General features: G+C 42.9%; 14 protein-coding genes. 1 reads left to right on the top strand and 13 read right to left on the bottom strand.

The genetic code is table 11. From position 1 onward, the window contains the following. Nucleotides 1–8: 8 nt before the first annotated feature. The 7 genes from UB51_RS24935 to UB51_RS24905 all read right to left on the bottom strand — a co-directional run bounded on the left by UB51_RS24935 (nt 9) and on the right by UB51_RS24905 (nt 8,887). Nucleotides 9–932, bottom strand: a complete 924-nt coding sequence (locus tag UB51_RS24935) for an ABC transporter permease (RefSeq protein ID WP_044879614.1) — start codon at nt 930–932, stop codon at nt 9–11. Continuing rightward, nucleotides 916–1,983: an ABC transporter permease gene (locus UB51_RS24930; RefSeq protein WP_044879613.1), complete on the bottom strand. Its 1,068-nt coding sequence runs from the start codon at nt 1,981–1,983 to the stop codon at nt 916–918. Before UB51_RS24930 ends, UB51_RS24935 begins: the two co-directional genes overlap by 17 nt. After that, nucleotides 1,980–3,479 carry an ABC transporter ATP-binding protein gene (locus UB51_RS24925; RefSeq protein WP_044879612.1) on the bottom strand — a complete coding sequence of 500 codons (1,500 nt, stop codon included), beginning with the start codon at nt 3,477–3,479 and terminating at the stop codon, nt 1,980–1,982. The genes UB51_RS24930 and UB51_RS24925 overlap by 4 nt, the downstream gene beginning before the upstream one ends. Before the next feature lie 123 nt (nt 3,480–3,602). Next, nucleotides 3,603–4,640, bottom strand: a complete 1,038-nt coding sequence (locus UB51_RS24920) for a BMP family lipoprotein (protein WP_044879611.1) — start codon at nt 4,638–4,640, stop codon at nt 3,603–3,605. 335 nt (nt 4,641–4,975) lie between these two features. Then, nucleotides 4,976–5,761 (bottom strand): SDR family NAD(P)-dependent oxidoreductase, encoded by a 786-nt coding sequence (locus UB51_RS24915; protein WP_044879610.1) that lies wholly within the window; start codon nt 5,759–5,761, stop codon nt 4,976–4,978. A 105-nt stretch (nt 5,762–5,866) separates the two neighbouring features. Continuing rightward, nucleotides 5,867–6,505 carry a TetR/AcrR family transcriptional regulator gene (locus UB51_RS24910; RefSeq protein WP_044879609.1) on the bottom strand — a complete coding sequence of 213 codons (639 nt, stop codon included), beginning with the start codon at nt 6,503–6,505 and terminating at the stop codon, nt 5,867–5,869. A gap of 90 nt (nt 6,506–6,595) precedes the next feature. Next, entirely contained in the window at nt 6,596–8,887 is a 2,292-nt protein-coding gene (locus UB51_RS24905) for an outer membrane protein assembly factor BamB family protein (protein WP_052676071.1), read from the bottom strand. Between the two features lie 400 nt (nt 8,888–9,287). On the opposite strand from UB51_RS24905, the gene katA reads away from it, so the two are divergent. Further along, nucleotides 9,288–10,739 (top strand): catalase KatA, encoded by a 1,452-nt coding sequence (gene katA, locus UB51_RS24900; RefSeq protein WP_324607788.1) that lies wholly within the window; start codon nt 9,288–9,290, stop codon nt 10,737–10,739. A 222-nt stretch (nt 10,740–10,961) separates the two neighbouring features. Here katA and UB51_RS24895 read toward each other — a convergent pair whose 3' ends face one another. From UB51_RS24895 to UB51_RS24870, 6 genes are all read right to left on the bottom strand, one after another. Continuing rightward, the gene (locus tag UB51_RS24895; protein WP_044879607.1) at nt 10,962–11,780 is read right to left on the bottom strand and encodes an imm11 family protein; all 819 of its coding nucleotides are present in this window, start codon (nt 11,778–11,780) and stop codon (nt 10,962–10,964) included. A 377-nt stretch (nt 11,781–12,157) separates the two neighbouring features. Beyond that, complete coding sequence (locus tag UB51_RS24890; protein ID WP_044879606.1) at nt 12,158–15,502, bottom strand: GH36-type glycosyl hydrolase domain-containing protein; 3,345 nt, start codon at nt 15,500–15,502, stop codon at nt 12,158–12,160. A 57-nt stretch (nt 15,503–15,559) separates the two neighbouring features. After that, on the bottom strand, nt 15,560–17,725 hold the full coding sequence (bglX, locus tag UB51_RS24885) for a beta-glucosidase BglX (protein ID WP_044879605.1): 2,166 nt from the start codon (nt 17,723–17,725) through the stop codon (nt 15,560–15,562). A 106-nt stretch (nt 17,726–17,831) separates the two neighbouring features. Then, nucleotides 17,832–18,596 carry an alpha/beta hydrolase gene (locus UB51_RS24880; RefSeq protein ID WP_044879604.1) on the bottom strand — a complete coding sequence of 255 codons (765 nt, stop codon included), beginning with the start codon at nt 18,594–18,596 and terminating at the stop codon, nt 17,832–17,834. A gap of 117 nt (nt 18,597–18,713) precedes the next feature. Next, nucleotides 18,714–19,703, bottom strand: a complete 990-nt coding sequence (locus UB51_RS24875; protein WP_044879603.1) for a LacI family DNA-binding transcriptional regulator — start codon at nt 19,701–19,703, stop codon at nt 18,714–18,716. Between the two features lie 381 nt (nt 19,704–20,084). Further along, nucleotides 20,085–21,224, bottom strand: coding sequence for a glycoside hydrolase family 18 protein (locus UB51_RS24870; protein WP_044880428.1), 1,140 nt, complete (start codon nt 21,222–21,224; stop codon nt 20,085–20,087). Between the last annotated feature and the right edge of the window lie 2 nt (nt 21,225–21,226).

Here is a 21,226-nt window from a genome sequence, read left to right as displayed (position 1 = left end):
CTATCTTTCTAACGTGAGCTTCCGCCTGCTTTATGTGCATCCTCTAGATAACTTCGATCTTTGAAGAAGAACATCGCGATTAGCGTTACTATATAAGGTAGCATTTGTGTAAAGTGCGACGGCATAGAGAAGCCTTGAAGACGTATACCTAAAGCGTCCATAAATCCAAACAACATGCTCGATGCCATCACACCTATCGGACTTGCCTGTCCAAGCATCGTAGCTACAAGTGCAATGAAACCTCGCCCTGCCGTCATGCCCTCTGTAAACATCGTTACCTGCCCTAGCGATAGTTGCGCTCCAGCCAAACCACAGAGCACCCCACATGCCAGTACAGCACTATACTGATGCTTGCGTACTTTAATCCCGATACTTTGCGCGGCTACTGGGTTCTCCCCAACCGAACGCATCCGAAAGCCTGAGATGGTCTTGAACAAGAAGAACTGTAGCACGGCAACTAAGATAAGCGCTAAATAAACGAGTGGGCTTTGCCCCGAAATAACGCTACCTAACCAAGGAATATCCTGGATAAAGGGGATGTCCCATTTCGGAAGTCCCACCATATTGTTATCATAATAAGCTCCCTTAACATCAAAGATCGCCCGCAACAAAAAGGTCGTGAGGCCAGCAGCCAAAAAGTTCAACGAAATCCCGACAACAATAACATTAGCCTTAAGATTAATACTAATATAACCAAATATTAGCGAAAACAGCATGACACATAATACCGCAAACAATACCGCAATCCATACATTACCAAAGAGATAGTTACCCACGATTCCCGAGAATGCACCCACAAGAACGAATCCTTCCAAGGCTACATTAAACAGGCCCACTCTGGAACAGAGCGCCCCACCTAATGCAGCAAGTAAAATCGGAGTCACTACGCGCAGCATGGAACTGAATAGAGCGGCATCAAGAAGTTGTTCCATTCGATTGTTTCTCCTTTCTGCGCTTCCAGAATGTATATCCTATTCTTGCAGATACGAATAATGTGAGTACCGCCTGAATCACACTTGCCACTTCTAGTGGCACTTCCGTATTTCGTTCAACGCCCATCGCACCAGTCTGTAAAGCAGCAAGTAGAATGGCTGCAAGCGCCGTACCTAGAGGATGAGAACTCGCTAGTAGCGTGGCCATAATACCACTCCAAGCATAACTAGCCGAGGATAAGGAGCCATCTAGGAATCGGTACTGCGTACCTAGCACTTCACCCGCTCCTGCAAGACCTGCAAGTCCACCACTAACGAGCATTGCGATCATCATCATGCGTCCTCGCCGCACTCCACCATAAGAGGCAAAGAGTGGGTTGTTACCTAGCATTCTAATCTCATATCCGGCTACCGTCTTCTTCATAAAAACATACAATAATAGAGCAGCCACAATAGCAAGAATAAACCCGGCATGAAGACCCATACCTTGAAATAACTTAGGCAACCATACACTCTGATCAATCATCGCTGACTGTGCCATAGCGGCAGAACCCGTCGTATCTTTGAATGGATAAGCGACCAGATATCCTGCAAAGAGAATCGCAATATAATTAAGTAGTAATGTCGTAATAAGAAGGTTCATTCCGAACCGTGCATCGAGCCAACCCGCCAGAACAGACCACAATCCGCCAGCTACAATGCCGGCTACAATGGACACAATCAACACAAGCCAACCGGGTCCTGGAAGGTAAAGTGCCGTAAGCGCAGCAGATATTCCTCCCAGAACCATCTGTCCTTCTGCTCCCATATTAAAGAAGCCTGCACGGAATGCCAGTGCAATACCTAACCCTGCCAGAATAATGGGTGTTGCACGCGCGAGCGTATTCGTTAGAAAATAAAAACTACCGAACGCCCCATTCCACATTTCCACGTAAGTCTCGGTTATGGAGCCGCCAACAATCAGAATAGCAATAGCTCCAGCCACTAAACCAATAATAATAGCCAGTAGCGGCTGTATCAGTCCGCGTAGGCTCTGTTTAATAACACTCATGTCCGTTGTTTCCCCCCTGCCATTAGCAGACTGATCTTCTCTTCCGTTGCTTCCAAAGCAGACAACTCACCAACCACTTCTCCTTCATACATCACGACTATCCGATCGGATAGTTGTAGAATCTCGGTTAGCTCAGAGGACACAAGTAGAATTCCAGCCCCGGCATCCCTTTTACGAATAAGCTCAGTATGAATAATCTCCATCGCTCCGATATCCACCCCGCGCGTAGGTTCAGCAGCGATTAGAAACGGCGTCTCTTGCGCAAATTCACGGGCAGCAATAAGCTTCTGCAAATTTCCCCCGGATAAATGCTGAACCTTATCATCCATGGAACCTGCCTTAATGCCGAACTGCCGAATCCATTGCCCTACTGTATTACGCGCCGCTTTGTGCGTAACTATGCCCCGATTCTGAAACTTATGATGATGACCCATCAGCCCATTGTCCAGCACAGTAGCGTCTTTAGCCGCGCCCCACAAATAGCGATCTTCTGGAATATGTGCCAGTCCACGTTCACGAATATCCCGAACAGTCAGTCCGGCAGTGTCCATACCTGCTAAACGAATAGTTCCTACATCGCCCTTCCGAATGCCTGAAATTGCTTGAATGAGCTCCGATTGACCATTTCCAGATATGCCTGCGACACCTACGATTTCGCCTGCCCGAACCTGTAGATGAATATCTTGAAGTAACGGCTTACCCTTGAGCCCTGTAATACCAAGTCCCTGTATTTCCAGAACGGGTTCTCCCAATGAGACTGGCTTCTTATCCAGTGAAATAAGATCTCTCCCAACCATCAAACGAGATAGTTGTTCTATATCTGTATCCGCCGCAGCAAGGGTTCCCGTAACCTGTCCATCACGCAATACTGTAATCCGATCCGCAACTTCCATCACCTCATGGAGCTTGTGAGTAATAAGAATGAAGCTTTTACCCTGAAGAGCTAACGCCTTCACATTCGCCAATAGTTCCTTGACCTCTAATGGGGTCAAGGCTCCCGTAGGCTCATCCAATACAATAATGTCCGCTCCCTGATATAACACCTTAAGAATCTCGACTCTCTGTTGCATTCCCATGGGACAATCAGATAGTTTAGCCCATGGGTCCACCGGCATACCATAACGTCTACCTAGCTCTTCCACAAGTTTAGCGGCCGCTTTACGATCAAATCTTAACCCTGCAGCCGGTTCACGCCCAATAACAATATTCTCTGCAACCGTGAAAGAGGGAAACAACATGAAATGCTGATGCACCATACCAACCCCACTCGCCATTGCCTTAGCGGGATTAGCAAAGGAGACATTGTTTCCCCGTATCTTGACTGTGCCTGAGGTTGGCTGCTCCATACCATATAAAATACGCATCAACGTCGTTTTACCCGCACCATTCTCGCCGACCAGTGCATGTACTTCACCTTCTACCAAATCAAAATTCACACCTTGATTGGCGATAACTCCACCATATTGTTTCGTTATATTCCCCATCTGCAGCAGCATAGCCCATGCTCCTTCCTCTTTTGTCTCCACGTTTACAATTCATATATAAGCAACCGATAGTGACAGCAAAGCCGGCTGCTCATTGGCAACCGGCAATAACTTGCCACTCCGTACACACCGTAATTATTGCTGTAGCGGATCTTTAACTTCAATTGTACCTGCTACGATATCATCACGAATTTTCTTTACCTTATCAATAACTTCTTGCCCGATGAACGGACTAAGAGCTGACTTGCTATCACGAGTAATGAATGTCACACCGACACCATCCTCTTTCAAACCGTAGTTCACTGCGCCAAATTCGAATTTATCGTTAACGAAATCTTTTACAGTTTCATAGGTTACTGTATCTGTGGATTTCAACTGTGACAACACGATGTGCTCAGGATCAAGCTCCGTACGGTCCACGTCCTGACCTGATGTATAGAAGCCCTTTTCTTTAGCAGCTTCGAATACGCCTAAGTCGCTTGTTGCCGCAGCACCAGCAATGAAGTCGGCCCCTTTACCAGCAGTCACCAATGCTAATTCTTTAGCCTTAGCGGGATCTGCAAATCCACCTACATAGTTGACAAGGAATTCAGCAGTTGGATTGGTCGATGCCAGCCCTTGACGAAATCCCTCAGTGAATTTCTTAATAAGTGGAATATCAACAGCAGCTACCATACCGACGATGTTCGTCTTGGTCGACAAACCTGCTGTTGCACCTAACAAGTATGCAGCTTCATATTCACGGAAACCTACGCTACGTACATTGGGTAGATCAACGGTTACATCAACAATAGCAAATGACTTATCAGAATTCTCTGTAGCCACCTTCTTCAGAGCATCCTCTGCCTGAAATGTTGCTGTGATGATCAGGTCATAGTTCTCTGCGACTGCTGCACGCAAATTTTGTTCAAATGCCGCTGGGTCTGTAGATTGGATCGTTTTCACTTCTACTCCGAATTCAGCCCCCGCTTTATTAAAACCTTCATCCATTTGAACGAAAAATGGGTTTACTCCTATTTTTTCAGGTAATACCAGAGCAATCTTCTTCGTCTTAGCCTGATCTCCCGCTCCGGAATTTGTCGATTGTTCGTCTTTTGCGGTATTTGATCCACATGCGGCTAGTAAAACAGTCAGCATAATCACGGATAATACGAACGATAAACTTCTTTTCATCTGGAATCTCCCCTTTTTTTCTTCTGTTTAGCTTATCCTATAAGAAAACTGTGACTTTTGTCAACAAAAACCGGAATTTGTCGATTTATTTATCATAAAATGCTCCCTTTGCCACAGAATGATTCTCGTATTAGTAGAAGAAGTTATATTTTTGATCATCAAAAAAGTAAGGAAATGAGCAAAAGCAGCCCATCCTTTGACAAGGAACGAGCTGCTTTTTATAGTTTTCCAATCACTTCACCATCTTAGAGTGCCATTTCATCAAAAATTAGAAACGGTTGTCATTCTTCTTCTTTCGAGAAATTTTCTACCATTCACACTGCAAGCATTTAGATTTAATTCTGTGGTCGGAGAGTACGTTCAACGATTCCTAACATAAATTGACGAGAGAAAAGTCTTGAAACCTGGGCTATTAAATAATTTTGGCGACCGGATATAATATGACTACGCCCTTTCTCGAGTGCTCTTAAAGCATTATTTACGACGGTATTTGGCGTTTGTCTGGAGCCAACGGATGCTTCACTTGAGTCAACAACATCAAAAAATGCAGTTTCTGTTGCGCCCGGACAGAGTGCAAGAACCTTAAGCCCACGTTTACGGTTTTCAGCCCAAAGTGCTTCACTAAAGGAGAGTACGAACGCTTTCGTTGCTCCATAAACTGCCATATAAGGATCCGGCTGAAAGGCGGCAGTGGAAGACACATTGATTAACCCACCATCTCGATTACGTAACAGATCAGGCATGAATGCATGCGTGATATCGACTAAAGCAGTGACATTAAGCATCACTTCCTCATGCTGCCGATTTCCTGAAACCTGCTCAAAGTATCCATAGGTAGCAAAGCCTGCATTGTTAATTAAGAGATCAACCTTTAATTGCTGCTTTTGAACCTCATGGAGTAAATCTTGTGATGCGCCTGGTGTAGAAAGATCAAGTGCAATTACCGTTATCTTAACCTTGTAGGTAGTTGAAAGCACTGTAGCTAATGCCTTCAATTTCTCTTCATTGCGTGCGACCAAAATGAGATTACATTTCTTGGCTGCCAGCGAATAGGCGAATGTTTCACCAATGCCGGATGACGCCCCTGTGATGAGAGCAGTTTTGTTTGAATACGTGAACATAATAATCAACCTCCATAGTAACGTAATTTTATTTCGGTAACACTGTTACCGAAAGCTAATAATTAACTGAAGTCATCTTATAACGACTTCAGTATACTCAATCTTTTATGATTGAAATGAGGATGTCTTTAGTGCAGAGAGCGTCTTATTTAGAGTAAATGCATAGACCTCTTGAGCCATACTTAATTCAGAAAAATGACCAGCAAAATAAAGATGTATAACCCCGTGTAAAGCAGACCAAAGCATTTGGACAACCAGTAGCGGATCATTGTCTTCTAATTCACCTTGCTCAATAGCGCGTATTACAGTTTGCTGGATTCGAAATAGTGCAGTAGTAGTTCCCTCAAGGCTTTTTTCATCCGGCTTGAAATCAGATAACGCCCCACCGAACATCATTTTGTAATAACCAGAATGAAGCTGTGCAAATTGCCAATAAGACCAACTTATAGCAGTTAGATCATCAAGTACTTTCGCTGTGTCCGGTACTTGTTGAAATGTTTCAGCTAATAGACGACATCCGTCCATGTACATTTCATTGGCAAGACCATCTTTACTTCCAAAAATACTGTAAATAATTTTTGTTGAACAACTTAATTTCTGAGCGACCCGCCGTACTGTAACTGACTCAGGACCTTCCTCTAAAAGGAGGAGACACGCAGCATCGATTACATTTTTACGAAGTAATTGTTGCTGTTGAAGCTTCACTTCCGGGTAAGTTTTATAGGAATGCAGTGGTTTAGACATGATTCGGTGCACTTCCTTAAAATTTTTTTAAAAATAAAGCTTAAGCGCGTTTCGGAAACAGTGTTTCCTTATGAAATCATTGTATTTAAATTATCGATTTTTGTCAACATTAAATAGTCTATCTATATTAAATCGTGTAAAACCTCCGTTAGCTGTGCCAACATAAACCTCATTACCTATTCTATTCATAGTCCCATTCCTCGTCTCTTGCTCACGAAGTTCTGCGTATCCTGTTCTTATATTTTGAATACGTCCGATGACCTTACCGTCATTCTTACCAAGTAACAAAAGGTCTGTACCATAGGGCAAGAGCAGATATTGATCCGTAACCACGTAACTACTTACTGTAAATTCTGCAAGATAATCGCCGGCACCAGACGTTGTATCCATCTGCCAGATGACCTTCCCACTCTCTGTATCCACTGATGTCGGAACTCCATTGACGACAAGGTACATCCTGATTCCCTCTATAACACCCTTAGAAGCTAATCCTTTGATGGTCCATAATGCCTTATTGTTCTTAGTATCATAGAAGATCGTTTCAACGCCATCTCCATTGAATTGCTCATGATCAGCCGATCGCTGTACTAGTAGATACCTTTCGTCGATCACCTCGAAGCGCTCCCCTAACTTGGCAGTGTACGCAGCCAGATGCTTCCCTGAGATCATATCTATTAGAAGCCACTGATCTCCTAGTAACACCCAACGTTTCGAACTCCTAGGAACAAACGGATCGATACGTTCACCCCCAGCATAGTAAGGGTCTCCCTCCGGATTGGTGACAATCTGATCGCTCACCTCACGTTTCCACACTATGGAACCCGTATCTGAATCAAGCGCTTGAAGCTGTTGATCCTGCTGGATAAGAACGTATTGATCCTGCTGTCCATCATTTAGCATTTGATCATTATCGTTCAGCTTCTTCTCCCACTTCACCTTGCCAGTCTCACTATCCAGTACAATCAGCTTTCTTGTCGTATCTTCAGGTCCTTGCCGATCATACACAAGAATAGAATCCCGAGTGGCTGTCATTTCAATCCCCCCGTCTCCTAACGAAGGATTGTATTGCCACAGCACGTTACCGTCGGATAGACGAATGTGTTGTATTCTAGTTACATACTCCTTCATACCAGGGTCATAATCGGAAAAGACGGTCACATTCTCTCCTGAATGATCTAGCTTAGCCGTGATCCAGCCAAATCCAGCATCTAATTGCCATAGTTTCTCACCTGTGTGTCTATTCATCGCATATATGCTGGAATCATTATGCATACCACTAAAACCACCGTCATCCCCTTTAATTAAGAGAACCTCTTTATTCGCACCGATCAAATAAGTGAAATTCAAATCCCCTTGGTTACGCCACACATGAGTCCAATCCAGCGTAGAAGGAAGCGGTGTCGTAAGGAAATCATAGGTGAAATAGTAGTCATTCCCTGAAGAGAGATTGCTCCATGACTTCCCCTTTGTCGGCAAAATCCAATTCATCCGCTTGAGCTGACCTTCCGCAGAGAATGTTACAGTAAAGTTGGCATCTGAACGTTCATACCTCCACGTTACACCAAGTTGCATTGGAACTCCCGTCTGTTCCAAATTATCTGACGTTTCTATGTAATGAGGTTCACCTAACAAGTTCCTTACAAAAGTTTGACTCTTACCTTCTGTCAGCATCATTTCCGTGATATTACGAACAACGTCAGTCGTTATATTTGAATCTGGATCAAATAATCGCTTCTGGACGAGCTGTTTGTCCAGAATATCTTTCTCATGCACCCATAGCAATACTGGGCGGAAAATATCATATTCATTATGCCATAAGGTAGGACTTACGATCACACCATACCAGTCATTCCACTTTGCTATACATATACGCTGGTCACCCCTACCTGCTAACGGCCATTTCAAGGTACTCTCTGGTGACAGAGATAGATTCGTCTGTGGGTGTAATGTAACATAGCTCGGATCGCTGCGCTCCACCTGACTAGAAGCCTCTGTTGTATACCAGGTGGGGATCCATAACGTCCCCCGATCATCGGATTGTACAGACAACATTTCGTTACCTACCGATTCCACCTGAAAAGCTTCTCCCTCTTTGCCGTAATATTGGACTTTCAAAGCTTCGATCTGGGTTCTCTTAGAGAGTTGCTGCGAGAAATAGGCCCCTCTCGTCCTCATTCTAATCTCATCACCTGGCTGTAGAAGGCTTCCACTGTTCACTTCCGTTGGCTCTACTAACTGAACTTCATTCGTTGGTGTTATAGCAGATGTTATCGGTCTAATGCCCCCTGATTGATTCATATTCCATATTAAGATCGGTATCACTGCACAAACCCCACATATACAGCCATATTGTAAATATCTCCTCCATGGATGCTTGCCCAAAAATAATCCCCCTCTTTGTTAGGCTTTTAATAATGAGACGCTTAAATGAAGGTTAAAGTTACAAAATATGGAGTAATTTCGTATGAAAAATAGGGAATATCATAAACACGTTCACATAGACTGTAACATGTCTATCTATGGGTACACGCCTACACTCATTACGTTCACACAAAAAAATCGTCAAATGCACCTCCATTGCTTGTTAAGTCACACTATTTTCTACCAGAGTCGATTGTTATACCGTTCATTGAGAGGAGGTATTCACCAAACCTTTTTTTCATGAAAATTCGTGATATTTTCCCAGATTATAATAATTATTAAAAAGTATTGATTTTATTTAAGTGAGCGATTATAGTAATCATTATATAAAATACTTAGTTGAGGTGATTCCAATATGACGATAGATAACAATAAACTTACGACTAGCTGGGGAGCTCCTGTTGGAGACAACCAGAATTCAATGACCGCCGGTTCACGCGGTCCGACATTAATTCAAGACGTCCACTTGTTAGAAAAATTGGCACATTTCAATAGAGAACGTGTTCCAGAGCGTGTCGTTCACGCCAAGGGTGCTGGAGCACACGGTTATTTCGAAGTTACGAATGATTTATCCAAATATACCAAGGCCGCTTTCTTATCTGGAGTAGGTAAACGTACTCCCATGTTCGCTCGTTTCTCTACCGTAGCTGGTGAGCTAGGATCTGCCGACACGGTACGTGATCCACGTGGGTTCGCACTTAAATTCTACACTGAAGAAGGTAACTACGACTTGGTCGGGAACAACACGCCTATCTTCTTCATTCGTGATGCGATTAAGTTCCCTGACTTTATTCATACACAGAAACGCCATCCACAGACACACTTGAAAAATCCCAATGCGGTTTGGGATTTCTGGTCACTATCACCCGAATCCTTACATCAAGTAACCATTCTCATGTCAGACCGTGGAATTCCGGCTACACTTAGACATATGCATGGTTTCGGAAGTCATACCTTTAAATGGGTCAATGCGGAAGGTCAAGCGGTATGGGTGAAATATCATTTCAAAACAGAGCAAGGTATTAAGAATCTAGACGTCAATCTCGCTGCTAAGTTAGCTGGTGACAATCCAGATTATCATACAGAGGATCTATTCAATGCGATCGATCAAGGTGATTTCCCGGCTTGGAGACTGCATGTACAGATCATGCCTATTGAAGATGCCGATACCTACCGCTTCGACCCGTTCGATGTGACTAAGGTGTGGTCGCAGAAGGATTACCCATTAATTGAGGTTGGTCGCATGGTACTCGACCGCAATCCGGAGAATTACTTTGCTGAAGTGGAGCAGGCTACATTCTCTCCTGGCTCCTTCGTGCCTGGTATCGAAGCTTCACCAGATAAGATGCTACAAGGTCGTCTCTTTGCATATGCCGATGCCCATCGATATCGCGTGGGTACGAACCATAATACGTTACCCATCAATCGTCCGCAGGCGGAAGTCAACAATTATCAACGTGATGGACAAATGCGCTCAGATGGCAATGGTGGAAAGTCCGTCTACTACGAGCCTAACAGCTTGGGTGGACCTTCAGAATCCCCAGAGACTAAACCAGCGGCTTATGCTGTATCGGGTCAAGCTGATAGCGTTAGCTACGATCATCATGATCACTTTACACAAGCAGGTGACTTATACCGTCTCTTCAGTGAAGAGGAACGTGCTCGTCTCGTTCAGAATATTGTGGGTGCTATGATGCCTGTGGAGAGCGACGAAATTAAGCTTCGTCAAATCGGACACTTCTATAAAGCAGATCGAGAATTTGGACAGCGTGTGGCTGAGGGGCTTGGGCTATCTGTGCCGGGCACAGAGTAAGATTACTCATAAGATCTCATGGTAAATTTAATCAAAAAAAGTCTCCTCTTTTGGAGTTACTAAGATGAAAAAATAGGTTGTATTTATTATGGTCAGGTTCGTGCGCTTCTAGCGTTCGAATCTGGCTTTTTTCTTTGCTAAGTTAACCTTAGAATTAGGTACTTCACCCGTTAATCGCAATTAGGGATTAGGCACTTCGATTCGTTTCCATCACTATGTAGGTTAAATTTCCGACTTCTGTATTTCATGCCACTGAAAGCTAAGCAACACGGGAGGTATGTATACCGGCATAATCCATTGATAGGTTAAACCTAGAATAATTTCACCAAGCCAAAATCTACCTTCACCATCCAACTGCATCTTCCATTTACCGCTGGCTACTGCTACGCCCTGATTCACTCGTTCCACTGCTTCTTCATATGAAAATTCCTGCCCTTTATTCTGCTCAACAGCCGCTATCGCTGCTTCATAAGCAAGCTTCTGTTCTTGTTCCTTCTCCTCTGTGAATTCTGAATCATATACTTCAGTAAATTCAAAGTCTAGGCCCTTAAACTTATTTCGCTCGATGAGTTCCTTAAATTCCTCGGTTACATACACTGCTACTGTTGCAAGTTCTTTAAATTTAAAAATGTACGTATGTTCTGGAATCTTCGAAAAATCAAATACGAGTTTGTTAAAGCCTGCAAAACTGTTTTCTTCAGTCCATTCAACATCGGTGCGTTCCCAATCCACACAATCTAATATATTGGTTACATTAATCATGTAAAGTTCTAATTCCTTATGGACCAGTGGCAAGAACTCCACTTCACTTGATATAAATGACTCAATCGCTCTCTTAACCTTTGCTGAAATAACCGGTTTCCCAATTCTATACACAGGAAAGTCTTTATATGTTCTCTTGTAAAGTGTCTCTACTTCAATAGGTGACCAAATCTGTTCTTTCGTTTCGCCATTAAAGCCAAAATTAATAGGATGATTTCTGTCTTCTACAGCAGCTAATAACATTGCTTTATTATTATTCTTGAGTTCATAAACTTTCATTATCTACACCTCTTCAGTTCTCAATATACTAAGTAAGATTTCCATTCAGAAGTTCTTCGCGAACAAGTTCTAACCTGTTAACAACTTCATACCGCATATCAGCACCTCGCCAGAAAAATACATCATATCCATATCATCCATTATACATTGAACTCTCCTATTCACATTTACGGAATATCTCAACAATGTCCGAATCGCGATTGCGGAGGATAAAGCGCGGTAACAACAATGACAAGATGATCACAGACCTCGATCTATGAGGACATCGTTACTGCAGAAGAGGCACAGGCATAAAAAAACACCCCCTAGAACGCATTGGATTAACCTAAGGGGGTCTCCAATGTCTGTTCTAAGGGGTGCATTTATGATTTAGATGCTTAGCCTATATAAATTTCCACAATGTTCGTTCCCTCTGAACGTACACGATCGAACTCTTGTCGATCAATCCGTAATCCACCAGTACGGTAACGATTCGTTGTGGTCTCCGTGGCAACATCCTGACCATTTACACTGACACGATTTTCACCGCTCGTTAAATGATACACAAATTGCACTGGAGCTCCTGCATATTCGAAGTCGAAACGTAGACCATCTAACGTCTGTGGTAACACAGGATCAATGATCAGGCTACCTGCCTCTTGGCGGATACCTAGAGCGTTAGAGATCAATTGATTCATATAGATCCCCGGTCCACTAGAATAAATTTTCCAGCCACCTTTCACCGGCACCTGTCCGCTACGCAATTCATCAAATCTATCCTGCGCATCATAGCGAGTGTTAAATTTACCATCGGAGCTACTGAAGTACGCGTTACTTTGACGTAGTTCGGCATTAGGAACGACATCTTGGATTCCAATTGGATTGATGCGCGCAAGCCCGCTCCATACTTCTTCTTCTTTACCGAGCTTAGCCATAGCCTCTACATAACGAATATGGGCATGTACATATTGCAGTCCAACCTCACGTCCGAAGTTCGACGCTTGCTCAGCACGTTTAAAGTGGGTGCTTACGCCCCCAACGTATTGTGCAGGACGGTTCATTAACCGTACACCATCTGGGCAGAACAATTGCTCACGAATGATCTCGTAATGCGTCGCCGCTTGCTCAGGTGTCAATAGTTCACTAATCATGCTTCGTGTCATCGGTAACAAACGATATTGTATACCAGTTTCGGCATCACTTGGATGAACCAACAATTTTACTTGTTCAGGATTCTCCATATACAAGAAACCCGGTATAACTTCGGTTTGTAGCATGTAGTGGTTGAAATCACTTTGAATTCCATCAGCCAGACTCCGTAAGCTTGCCGCTGAAGTGGGATCAACAACTTCCATCACGCGTGAGAATTGGTTCAACGTCTGATAGGTTAGAGCTACAGTCCAACTACTGACCATATATTGCTTCAATTGAGCATTGGCTGGCTGAAGGGTATCATCCCAGTCGCCGTCTCCATATGAAGATAAGTGCGTGCCATGTAAGAAATGATTCTTGATATAATCAATTTCCTTATAAGCATGCTCTAATACTGTCGCCGTCTCCGTTGTGAAATCAAAGCTATGTTTTCTGGTATAGGGAACTTGTTGTTCCAAAATGCTGTAATCGCGAGTAACATTCAAATAATCGCCAAGCACCTTCAACGGCCATACGATAATATCACCATGGCTCTCTTCCTGTTGAACCTTCGTATATTTATCGAACATGAACCACTGCGGCCAATTGCCATCGTCTTCATACTGATGAGAATATATATTTAATACCGTGGCACGTACCTGATCATACTTGTGAGTTGCCATGAAATATTCAACTGGTCCCTGACAGACGTCACGTGTTCCCCACGCGGCTCCACCGTATTGCTCCAGACCATGTGGCACGGAGTAGTGGACAAGCATATTATGTGTGTACCACCAGGCGAGTCCATTCACCTTAAATAGTTCCGCATCATCCCCATTCCCTGCCGACAAATGAAATCCATTCATGACAGAGCGGAAAAACTCCCGATAACGTTCTATCTCTTCCTCAGCCTTCCGTTCCACTAAAGGCAGTTCTCCACCATTCAGCAATCCTTGAAGAGTCATCGTCCATTCGCTGCTGGCATCTAGCTCCAGCACAGTCAGTGAAGCTTCTCCTGGTTCGATATGGCTTACCAGCTTACGCTCATCTGAAACTGTCATGCTCGTTCCTGTAACATGAAGCCGATACTCCAACTCTGGATAGATATCAGCACTTAACGCTGCCGAGTCTGCATGAAATGACAGATATTCGCCATGATCACGCATGTGATAAGGAATCTCATATTCATTAACATTCATTGTAATCTGATTACTCACTAGGAAACGATATGATATACCACGCTCTGAACGCACATTCAATCGTACCTCTGGCGTACCTACTGCCGTAAAGTTGGTGATGATCAGTAGATCATCTTGCGTTTTATAATACCAACGTACGTAGTTGAACCCCATCTCGAATAGTGATGGCATCGTCAATAGGCGATACACACCCTCTATCTCCACATAGATCCGCTGACCCGCTGTTTTGGGTACATTCAGCGCATTTCTCGCATTTGTCGTCATTTTATTAAAATTAGTATTTCCCACTACAACCTGAGAGTTAAAGATACCGTACATATAAGAAGTTGTTGTCATGACTGGATTTTCCAGGCTCACATTATCGCCGCTCATTAGAATATGCCCGTGAGGACGCTCTACTCTTAGCTCTTTTTCCTTGAGAACTACATGCTCATATCGATCTGTGAAAAAAGCTAGCAAGTCGTTCCCTGCCACTTCCTCTTGCTGACGATTAGGGAATAAACGGTTTATCTCCGTCTCACTCATAACCTCCGTATGCAGCGGAGTCCCTATGGAAGGTAATAGAGAGACCCGTTCCAGAAGTTCTCCTCCCTCGAAGCTTAGCGTCTCCACTACTTTACGAGCTTGTAATACTTCTTCGCCGAACTCTAAGGTAGTTATCGCCGTAGGATGGTCATCCTTACATAGTCCGTAGAATACGAACCTAGCTTCTCCATCTAGCTGGATACGTTCCGATTGTAAGGCTGTATAGGCAAATTCATATTGATAGACTTCGTTTGCTAGTGTGTCTTGGGTTAAACAAGCGGGTTCATTCGTTTCTTTGTATGATAAACCATAGAATTGAAAGCCATCTGTTGAATATGAAGCAGCTTTCGTTAAAGACCCCTGCTGAATGTATGGGAAGACTCCACCTTGCGGCTGATTCTGCCGAGAACATACAACATATCCATGACGATCATCCTTAAATACAGCATGATCAATGTATTGAGATAAATAGGCTTCATTACTACGAACAGTTCCTGGATCAGCAATCCCAAGATCTTGTCCATAAATCAAGTCTACCTGTTTATGATGCCCCTCAACTTTTACATCCCAGAACCATATGCCCTGCTCCGTCGGTGTGAACATTACTTGATAACGGACACCTGCTACTACGCCTTCATATACAAGTCCATGATCTAACTTACGAACCCGACTTTGTGATTTAACACCGAGCAAGGGATAGGCTTGAATGCCTTCCGCATCATGTACTCGTAGATATATATTGTTTAGTGATCCATCGATTGAATTGGACAACCATTGATTAATCATCGTCCCACCGTAAGTAGCCTGAAATAAATCTCCACTTGGCAAAAATCTAAACGTTAAACTTCCCGCTTCCAAAGTCAGCAACTGTTCATTATTCTTTATCATTGTCTTCTCACTCCTACTCTCTGTAATGTCAAATTGGTCATACGTTGATATTGTTGTTTATTTCAAAAGACGAAATCTACGCTCCGTCACGTCTCTACTATTCGATCCTACAAATACGGCAAACTCACCAGCATCACTTGTGTAACTTAAATCGGAATGATGATACCGAAGTTGTTCCTCCGTCACTGTAAAGCTGACTTCTTGGCACTCCCCAGGCTGCAACAGAACCTTGGAGTAAGCCTTCAACTCCTTCATCGGTCTAACAACCTCTCCTGTGATATCACGAATATAGAGTTGTACGACTTCTTCTCCCGCCCTATTGCCTGTGTTCGTGATCGTCGTTGTGATCTGCAGTGGACAGTCTAACGTCATTTCCTCTGCTGAGAGTACCATTTCACCGTATTTAAATTCCGTGTAACTTAACCCGTAACCAAATGGAAATAAAGGTTCATTCGGAATATCTAGATACTGCGAAGCGTAGCGATTATCTGGTTCGGACTCTTTCTTCGGACGCCCTGTATTGTAGTGGTTATAATATACCGGTATTTGTCCCACAGCATGCGGGAACGACATCGATAGACGTCCTGATGGGTTCACGTCACCATATAAAATATCTGTGATCGCGCTAGCTCCCTCACTTCCAGGGAACCATGCTTCCAGAACAGCATCTACCTGATCATGGACACCATGAAGATCTAGCGGACGTCCGTTAAACAAGACAGCCACCATAGGCTTATCCAACGTTCGCAAGTGAGCAATCAGTTGAAGTTGTGCCTCCGGCAAACGAATGTCTGCACGACTTCCCCCTTCTCCGCTCATAGGTGAGCTCTCACCCAGAGCAAGAACGATTACATCCGATTGACGAGCGATTTCTAATGCTTCTTGCCATTGTTGCTCTGTAATCGTATCGATCCCTGAACCCTCTGCAACTAACACGTTGGAGGATGTAATTTGCTCCTGAATAGCCTTATTCAGAGGCTTAATATTCTCTTCAGCGCCCAGCCAAGACCATGGACCGAGAATATCTTGGCTCTGCGCGAACGGACCAATTAAAGCGATCTGTTGCTCAGGTTGAAGTGGAAGAACACCTGTATTTTTAAGAAGAACACACGATTTGGATGCAAGTTCGCGTGATACAGCTCTATGCTCATCACAGTATACGACCTTTCGTTCTGCTTCCGGATCAGCTCCACGTAACGGATTCTCGAATAGCCCCAGCTTGTTCTTCAAATTCAATATACGAAGCACAGCTTCGTCAATCAGAGACTCATCCACCTTGCCGCTTCTTACAAGTTCCGGTAAATGCTTAACATAACATGAGGTCATCATTTCGATATCGACACCAGCTTGAACGGCTAGGTATGCCGCTGCTGATTCATCTTCTGCAACCCCATGAGCAATGAGCTCAATCACCGCGCCCCAGTCAGAGATAAGTACACCATCGAAACCTAATTCCGTTCGCAATAAATCACGCATCAAAGCTCGGTTTCCTGTAGCCGGGGAACCATGAACGGTATTAAAAGATGTCATAACTAGTTCACAGCCCTCATTTAAGGCAGCCTTATAAGCGGGTAAGTAATACTCTCTCAATTGTCGCTCTGATAAATCAACTGTGTTATATTCCCGTCCACCTTCTCCAGCACCATAAGCTGCAAAATGCTTCACACAAGCAGCCACACGGCTGACATCATTCGCTAAATCGTCCCCTTGGAATCCACGCACAAATGAACGAGCAAACAAACTATTTAAATATGGGTCTTCCCCCGTTGATTCCATCACACGTCCCCAACGTGGATCACGTACAAGATCAACCATAGGTGCAAACGTAACATGCAGACCCGATACTGCGGATTCCTTTGCAGCGATGGCGGCGCTTTGTTCTGCCAATTCCTGATCCCAAGAGCATCCTATAGCTAGAGTTATTGGAAAAATGGTTTTGTATCCATGAATGATATCCGCCATAAAAATCATTGGAATACCTAGTCTGTCGTTCTTCAAATGTGTTTGTTGCACTTGAATCACTTTAGCTGCCCCACCAAGTCCTAATACAGAACCAACTTGATTCACGGTTTCCTCGGTAATTCCGAGCGATTCCATCGGTCCCGTAATCTGACCATCCTCTTCCGATCCTACGAAATAAGACACTACCAATTGCAGCATCTGTGCTATTTTTTCCTCGAGTGTCATCTGTTCTAGTAATCCAACCAATTGTTTATTATCCATAATCATCAACCTCCATTAAAGTTATCTGATTCTCATCATTCATCAACCATTACTATGCTTCAATGATCATAAATTCGAAACGTTTCGATTTACAAACACAATAAATTCATGATATTGGCAACCAATCCATTACACGTTGCATCTTGGGGTCCCAATAATCCCAATCATGCTCCCCAGATCCTTCTTCATACGTCACTTTTATCCCTAGATCTATCGCATGTTTTCTGAAGGTTTGATTATCTGTGTACAGAAAATCTTCTGTTCCGCAGCATTGATACAACATAGGCTTATCTCCGTCATACTCCTTCAATTTATCCAATAAATAGAACAAGTCATTGGAGCTTCCCTTCAATTCAGCCACATCACCAAAAGTTGCGATCAATTCATGGGGCTGGAGATTGTTAGGACCACTCATGCGACTAACAATATCCAACCCTCCCGACAGACTTACGGCAGCCGCATAACGTTCTGGGAAAGAAAGCCCTAACTTGAATGCTCCATACCCTCCCATCGACATGCCTGCTACAAAAGTATCTTCCCTACGGTCAGAAATAGGAAATAAGGCACGGACAATAGTAGGTAATTCTTCGCTTAGAAATGTAAAGTAGGGTGATCCATACTTCATATCTGTATAATAACTACGACCAACACTTGGCATGACCACAGCGATTCCTTTATTCTCAGCATAACGTTCTATGAAAGAATGCCTTATCCAATCTGTATGATCAGCACTCAACCCATGCAATAGATACAGGACCGGAAGTTTACCAGAACCACTGACCTGAATCGCAGAATGTTGAGGAATAAAAACGTTAATACCTGTAGATAAGCTTAATATTTCTGAGTAGAACTGACATTGAATCCAAGCCAACTCAACTCACCTCCTACACTACTATATAGATTGAACTAAAGTTTACACTCTCCAAACTCTATAGTTTCTAGTAAAGATCATGAATATGAGGGTTCGTCTTTAGTTCATTCTATATCGTTAGACTCTTTTCACAGAATTTCTTTCTACCATTTCTATCATTAATTTATAATTTCGCTTCACGTCTGCCCCACTAAGTTTCTGGAACAGAAGATGTGCGGCGAGTGACCCCGCCTCTCTCTTAGGCTGACGAATCGTTGTCAGTGGAGGATTAACATACTCCGCTAATTGAATGTCATCAAATCCAATAACTGAAACATCTTCCGGAATAGAGATTCCACTATCTTCGAATGCCTTCATCCCACCTACGGCCATTTCATCGTTACCATAAAAGACAGCAGAAGGAAGCTCCCCTTGCATGATCAGCATTTTGGTGGCGCTATATCCACCTTCTCGTACGAAATTACCATTAAGTCGCCATTTGGACTGTTCCTCCAAATTTGCTTCTGCCATCGCTCGTAAGTATCCTTTATACCGAAGCTGATTATCATAGGAATTAGCAGGTCCACTGATGTAAGCAATCGTACGATGTCCATGATCAATCAGATGACGCGTAGCCACATAGCCACCCTGTTCACCGTCCACCAGCACGTTAACCAGATCATCACTTGATATTTCACGATCCATCACGATAATAGGAAAGCCCTGCGCAGACGCTTCAATTAATACTTCATCCAGAATATTGTAGGCAAGTACGATGGCGCCATCTACTCTATGTTCACGCAGAAACTTAACTGCGGTTGAATCTTTTCCCCCCAAAGAGCTACATGCTATTAAATCGTAGCCATTCGTGAGCGTAACCTCTTGTACACTATGAATCAATTCAGAATAATATGGACCTGACATGTCCGTCAGTATAAGGGCGATTGTGTTCGTATTGCTCCGTTTTAAGTCCATAGCGATCCCATTTTTGCGGTAATTCAACTGCCTAGCAGCTTCAACAACCTTTGCCCTTGTCTTCACGCTCACCCTACTATCTCCACTTAGCGCATACGAAGCGGTAGACAAAGCGACCCCTGCTAGCTTCGCCACATCCTTAATCGTTGCCATACATTTCTCGCTCCCTATTCATATATATAATTCTTTACTGTGTATGTATTTCATACCTAAGATAAGTGTAGCCTTCAATAATGTATTTCTTTCGAAGATTGTAAATATTATGACGGAACGTTTTTGATCGAAACGTTTCGATATGATTATTATAGCTTCCTTTGATAGTGATTTCAAGAACACTTTTTAGCGGCATCGAGAATCATTTTGTCTTTATGAAGAATAAGTACTGGCGGCATCTTCCCGCACATTACTAGTATAAGCCTTTCGTGCGGATTTCATAAGCTCGTTCAACGAACAAATCATCTTTTGTGAGTACACGAAAAGGCAGAACTTCAATCTTCGAAGTTCTACCTTTTTTAGCGCAGGGAAGAGCAGATACTACTTGTTCAGGTTATCAGCTAAGTACTTTACAATGCCATCATCGGAGTCTTGAGAGTATTCCCACACCATGGCACCAGCTAGATTTTTATCTTTGATATATTTAACTTTTGCCTTCAAAGCCTCTGGATCTTCATAGGTTATAAAAGTATCACCATCATATAAATAGGCTGTCTTCGCTGTATCGTCGTAGTATCGCTTAAACCCATCTTTATTTAAATATTTTTCTTTTATAGTCTTGTAGCTCAAATCTACTTTGTTTATATCAATAGGTTTACCCATGGAAAATGCGGCATCCTTATTCGTAGCACTTTTCACATTCTCCCATGCGTAAGAATAAGCTGGAATTCCTAAGAGAAGCTTTTTAGGATCAACATTACGTTTTAAATATAAATTAATAATACGATCTACGCTAGTTATACTCTTCCCATTCTTATCTTTAAATAAATTCGAATTATACCCTGTCGTATCTGACCAAGCACCCGTTAAGTCATAACTCATGACATTAATGAAATCCACATATTTTTCTACTTTATTAATCTCAACGTTTTTGAAGAACCAATCTTCGTTCCCAGCAGCAAAGGTTAAATAGTAATTCTTATTTTTACGCGGGAGTCTATCCAATTTTTCTTTAAGTTCCTTCATCAGATTGGTAAAGTTCTTGGTATCTTCAGGTCTTGCTTTAGTCGTATTCCATGAATCAAAAGCTGGATATTCCCAGTCTATATCGATCCCATCTAAATCTAACTCTTTAACCATTGCAATCATACTCTCAGTAAAGTGGTACCGATTTCCATCCAGCGAAGCATCAGAAAATCCATCCGCTTTATAGCCACCAACGCCAAGTATGAAGCTTGTTTTTTTATTATTCATTTGTAGTTTCTTTATATTTTCTTTGATTTCCTCATTTTTAGCAGGGTCTAGATCAAAATATACATTCGTTTTATCAATTTTGGCAAAGGCGATAATAGCGATATCGATGTTTTTATCTTTTAGATTAATATCTTTAAAGTCTTTCCATATCGGTATGTACACAGAGGTTATTTTTTTGGGGTCTGAATAATTGACATCGTAAAAGTAAATGCCCATACCTATAACCAATATAGCTAAGAAGGCTTTCGTATAAAGGCTTATTTTTATCA

This window comes from Paenibacillus sp. IHBB 10380, from assembly GCF_000949425.1.
Classification (GTDB): Bacteria; Bacillota; Bacilli; order Paenibacillales; family Paenibacillaceae; genus Paenibacillus_AQ.
The sequence above is the reverse complement of the archived record's forward strand: the minus strand, read 5'-3'. Positions and strand labels throughout refer to the sequence as shown.

Excerpts from the sequence above, each read along its gene's own strand:
- UB51_RS24910 (WP_044879609.1), bottom strand. The coding sequence starts at position 6,505 with ATGTCTAAACCACTGCATTCCTATAAAACTTACCCGGAAGTGAAGCTT.
- UB51_RS24875 (WP_044879603.1), bottom strand. The coding sequence starts at position 19,703 with ATGGCAACGATTAAGGATGTGGCGAAGCTAGCAGGGGTCGCTTTGTCT.
- UB51_RS24930 (WP_044879613.1), bottom strand. The coding sequence starts at position 1,983 with ATGAGTGTTATTAAACAGAGCCTACGCGGACTGATACAGCCGCTACTG.
- UB51_RS24915 (WP_044879610.1), bottom strand. The coding sequence starts at position 5,761 with ATGTTCACGTATTCAAACAAAACTGCTCTCATCACAGGGGCGTCATCC.
- UB51_RS24920 (WP_044879611.1), bottom strand. The coding sequence starts at position 4,640 with ATGAAAAGAAGTTTATCGTTCGTATTATCCGTGATTATGCTGACTGTT.
- UB51_RS24890 (WP_044879606.1), bottom strand. The coding sequence starts at position 15,502 with ATGATAAAGAATAATGAACAGTTGCTGACTTTGGAAGCGGGAAGTTTA.
- UB51_RS24895 (WP_044879607.1), bottom strand. The coding sequence starts at position 11,780 with ATGAAAGTTTATGAACTCAAGAATAATAATAAAGCAATGTTATTAGCT.
- UB51_RS24935 (WP_044879614.1), bottom strand. The coding sequence starts at position 932 with ATGGAACAACTTCTTGATGCCGCTCTATTCAGTTCCATGCTGCGCGTA.
- bglX (WP_044879605.1), bottom strand. The coding sequence starts at position 17,725 with ATGGATAATAAACAATTGGTTGGATTACTAGAACAGATGACACTCGAG.
- UB51_RS24925 (WP_044879612.1), bottom strand. The coding sequence starts at position 3,479 with ATGCTGCTGCAGATGGGGAATATAACGAAACAATATGGTGGAGTTATC.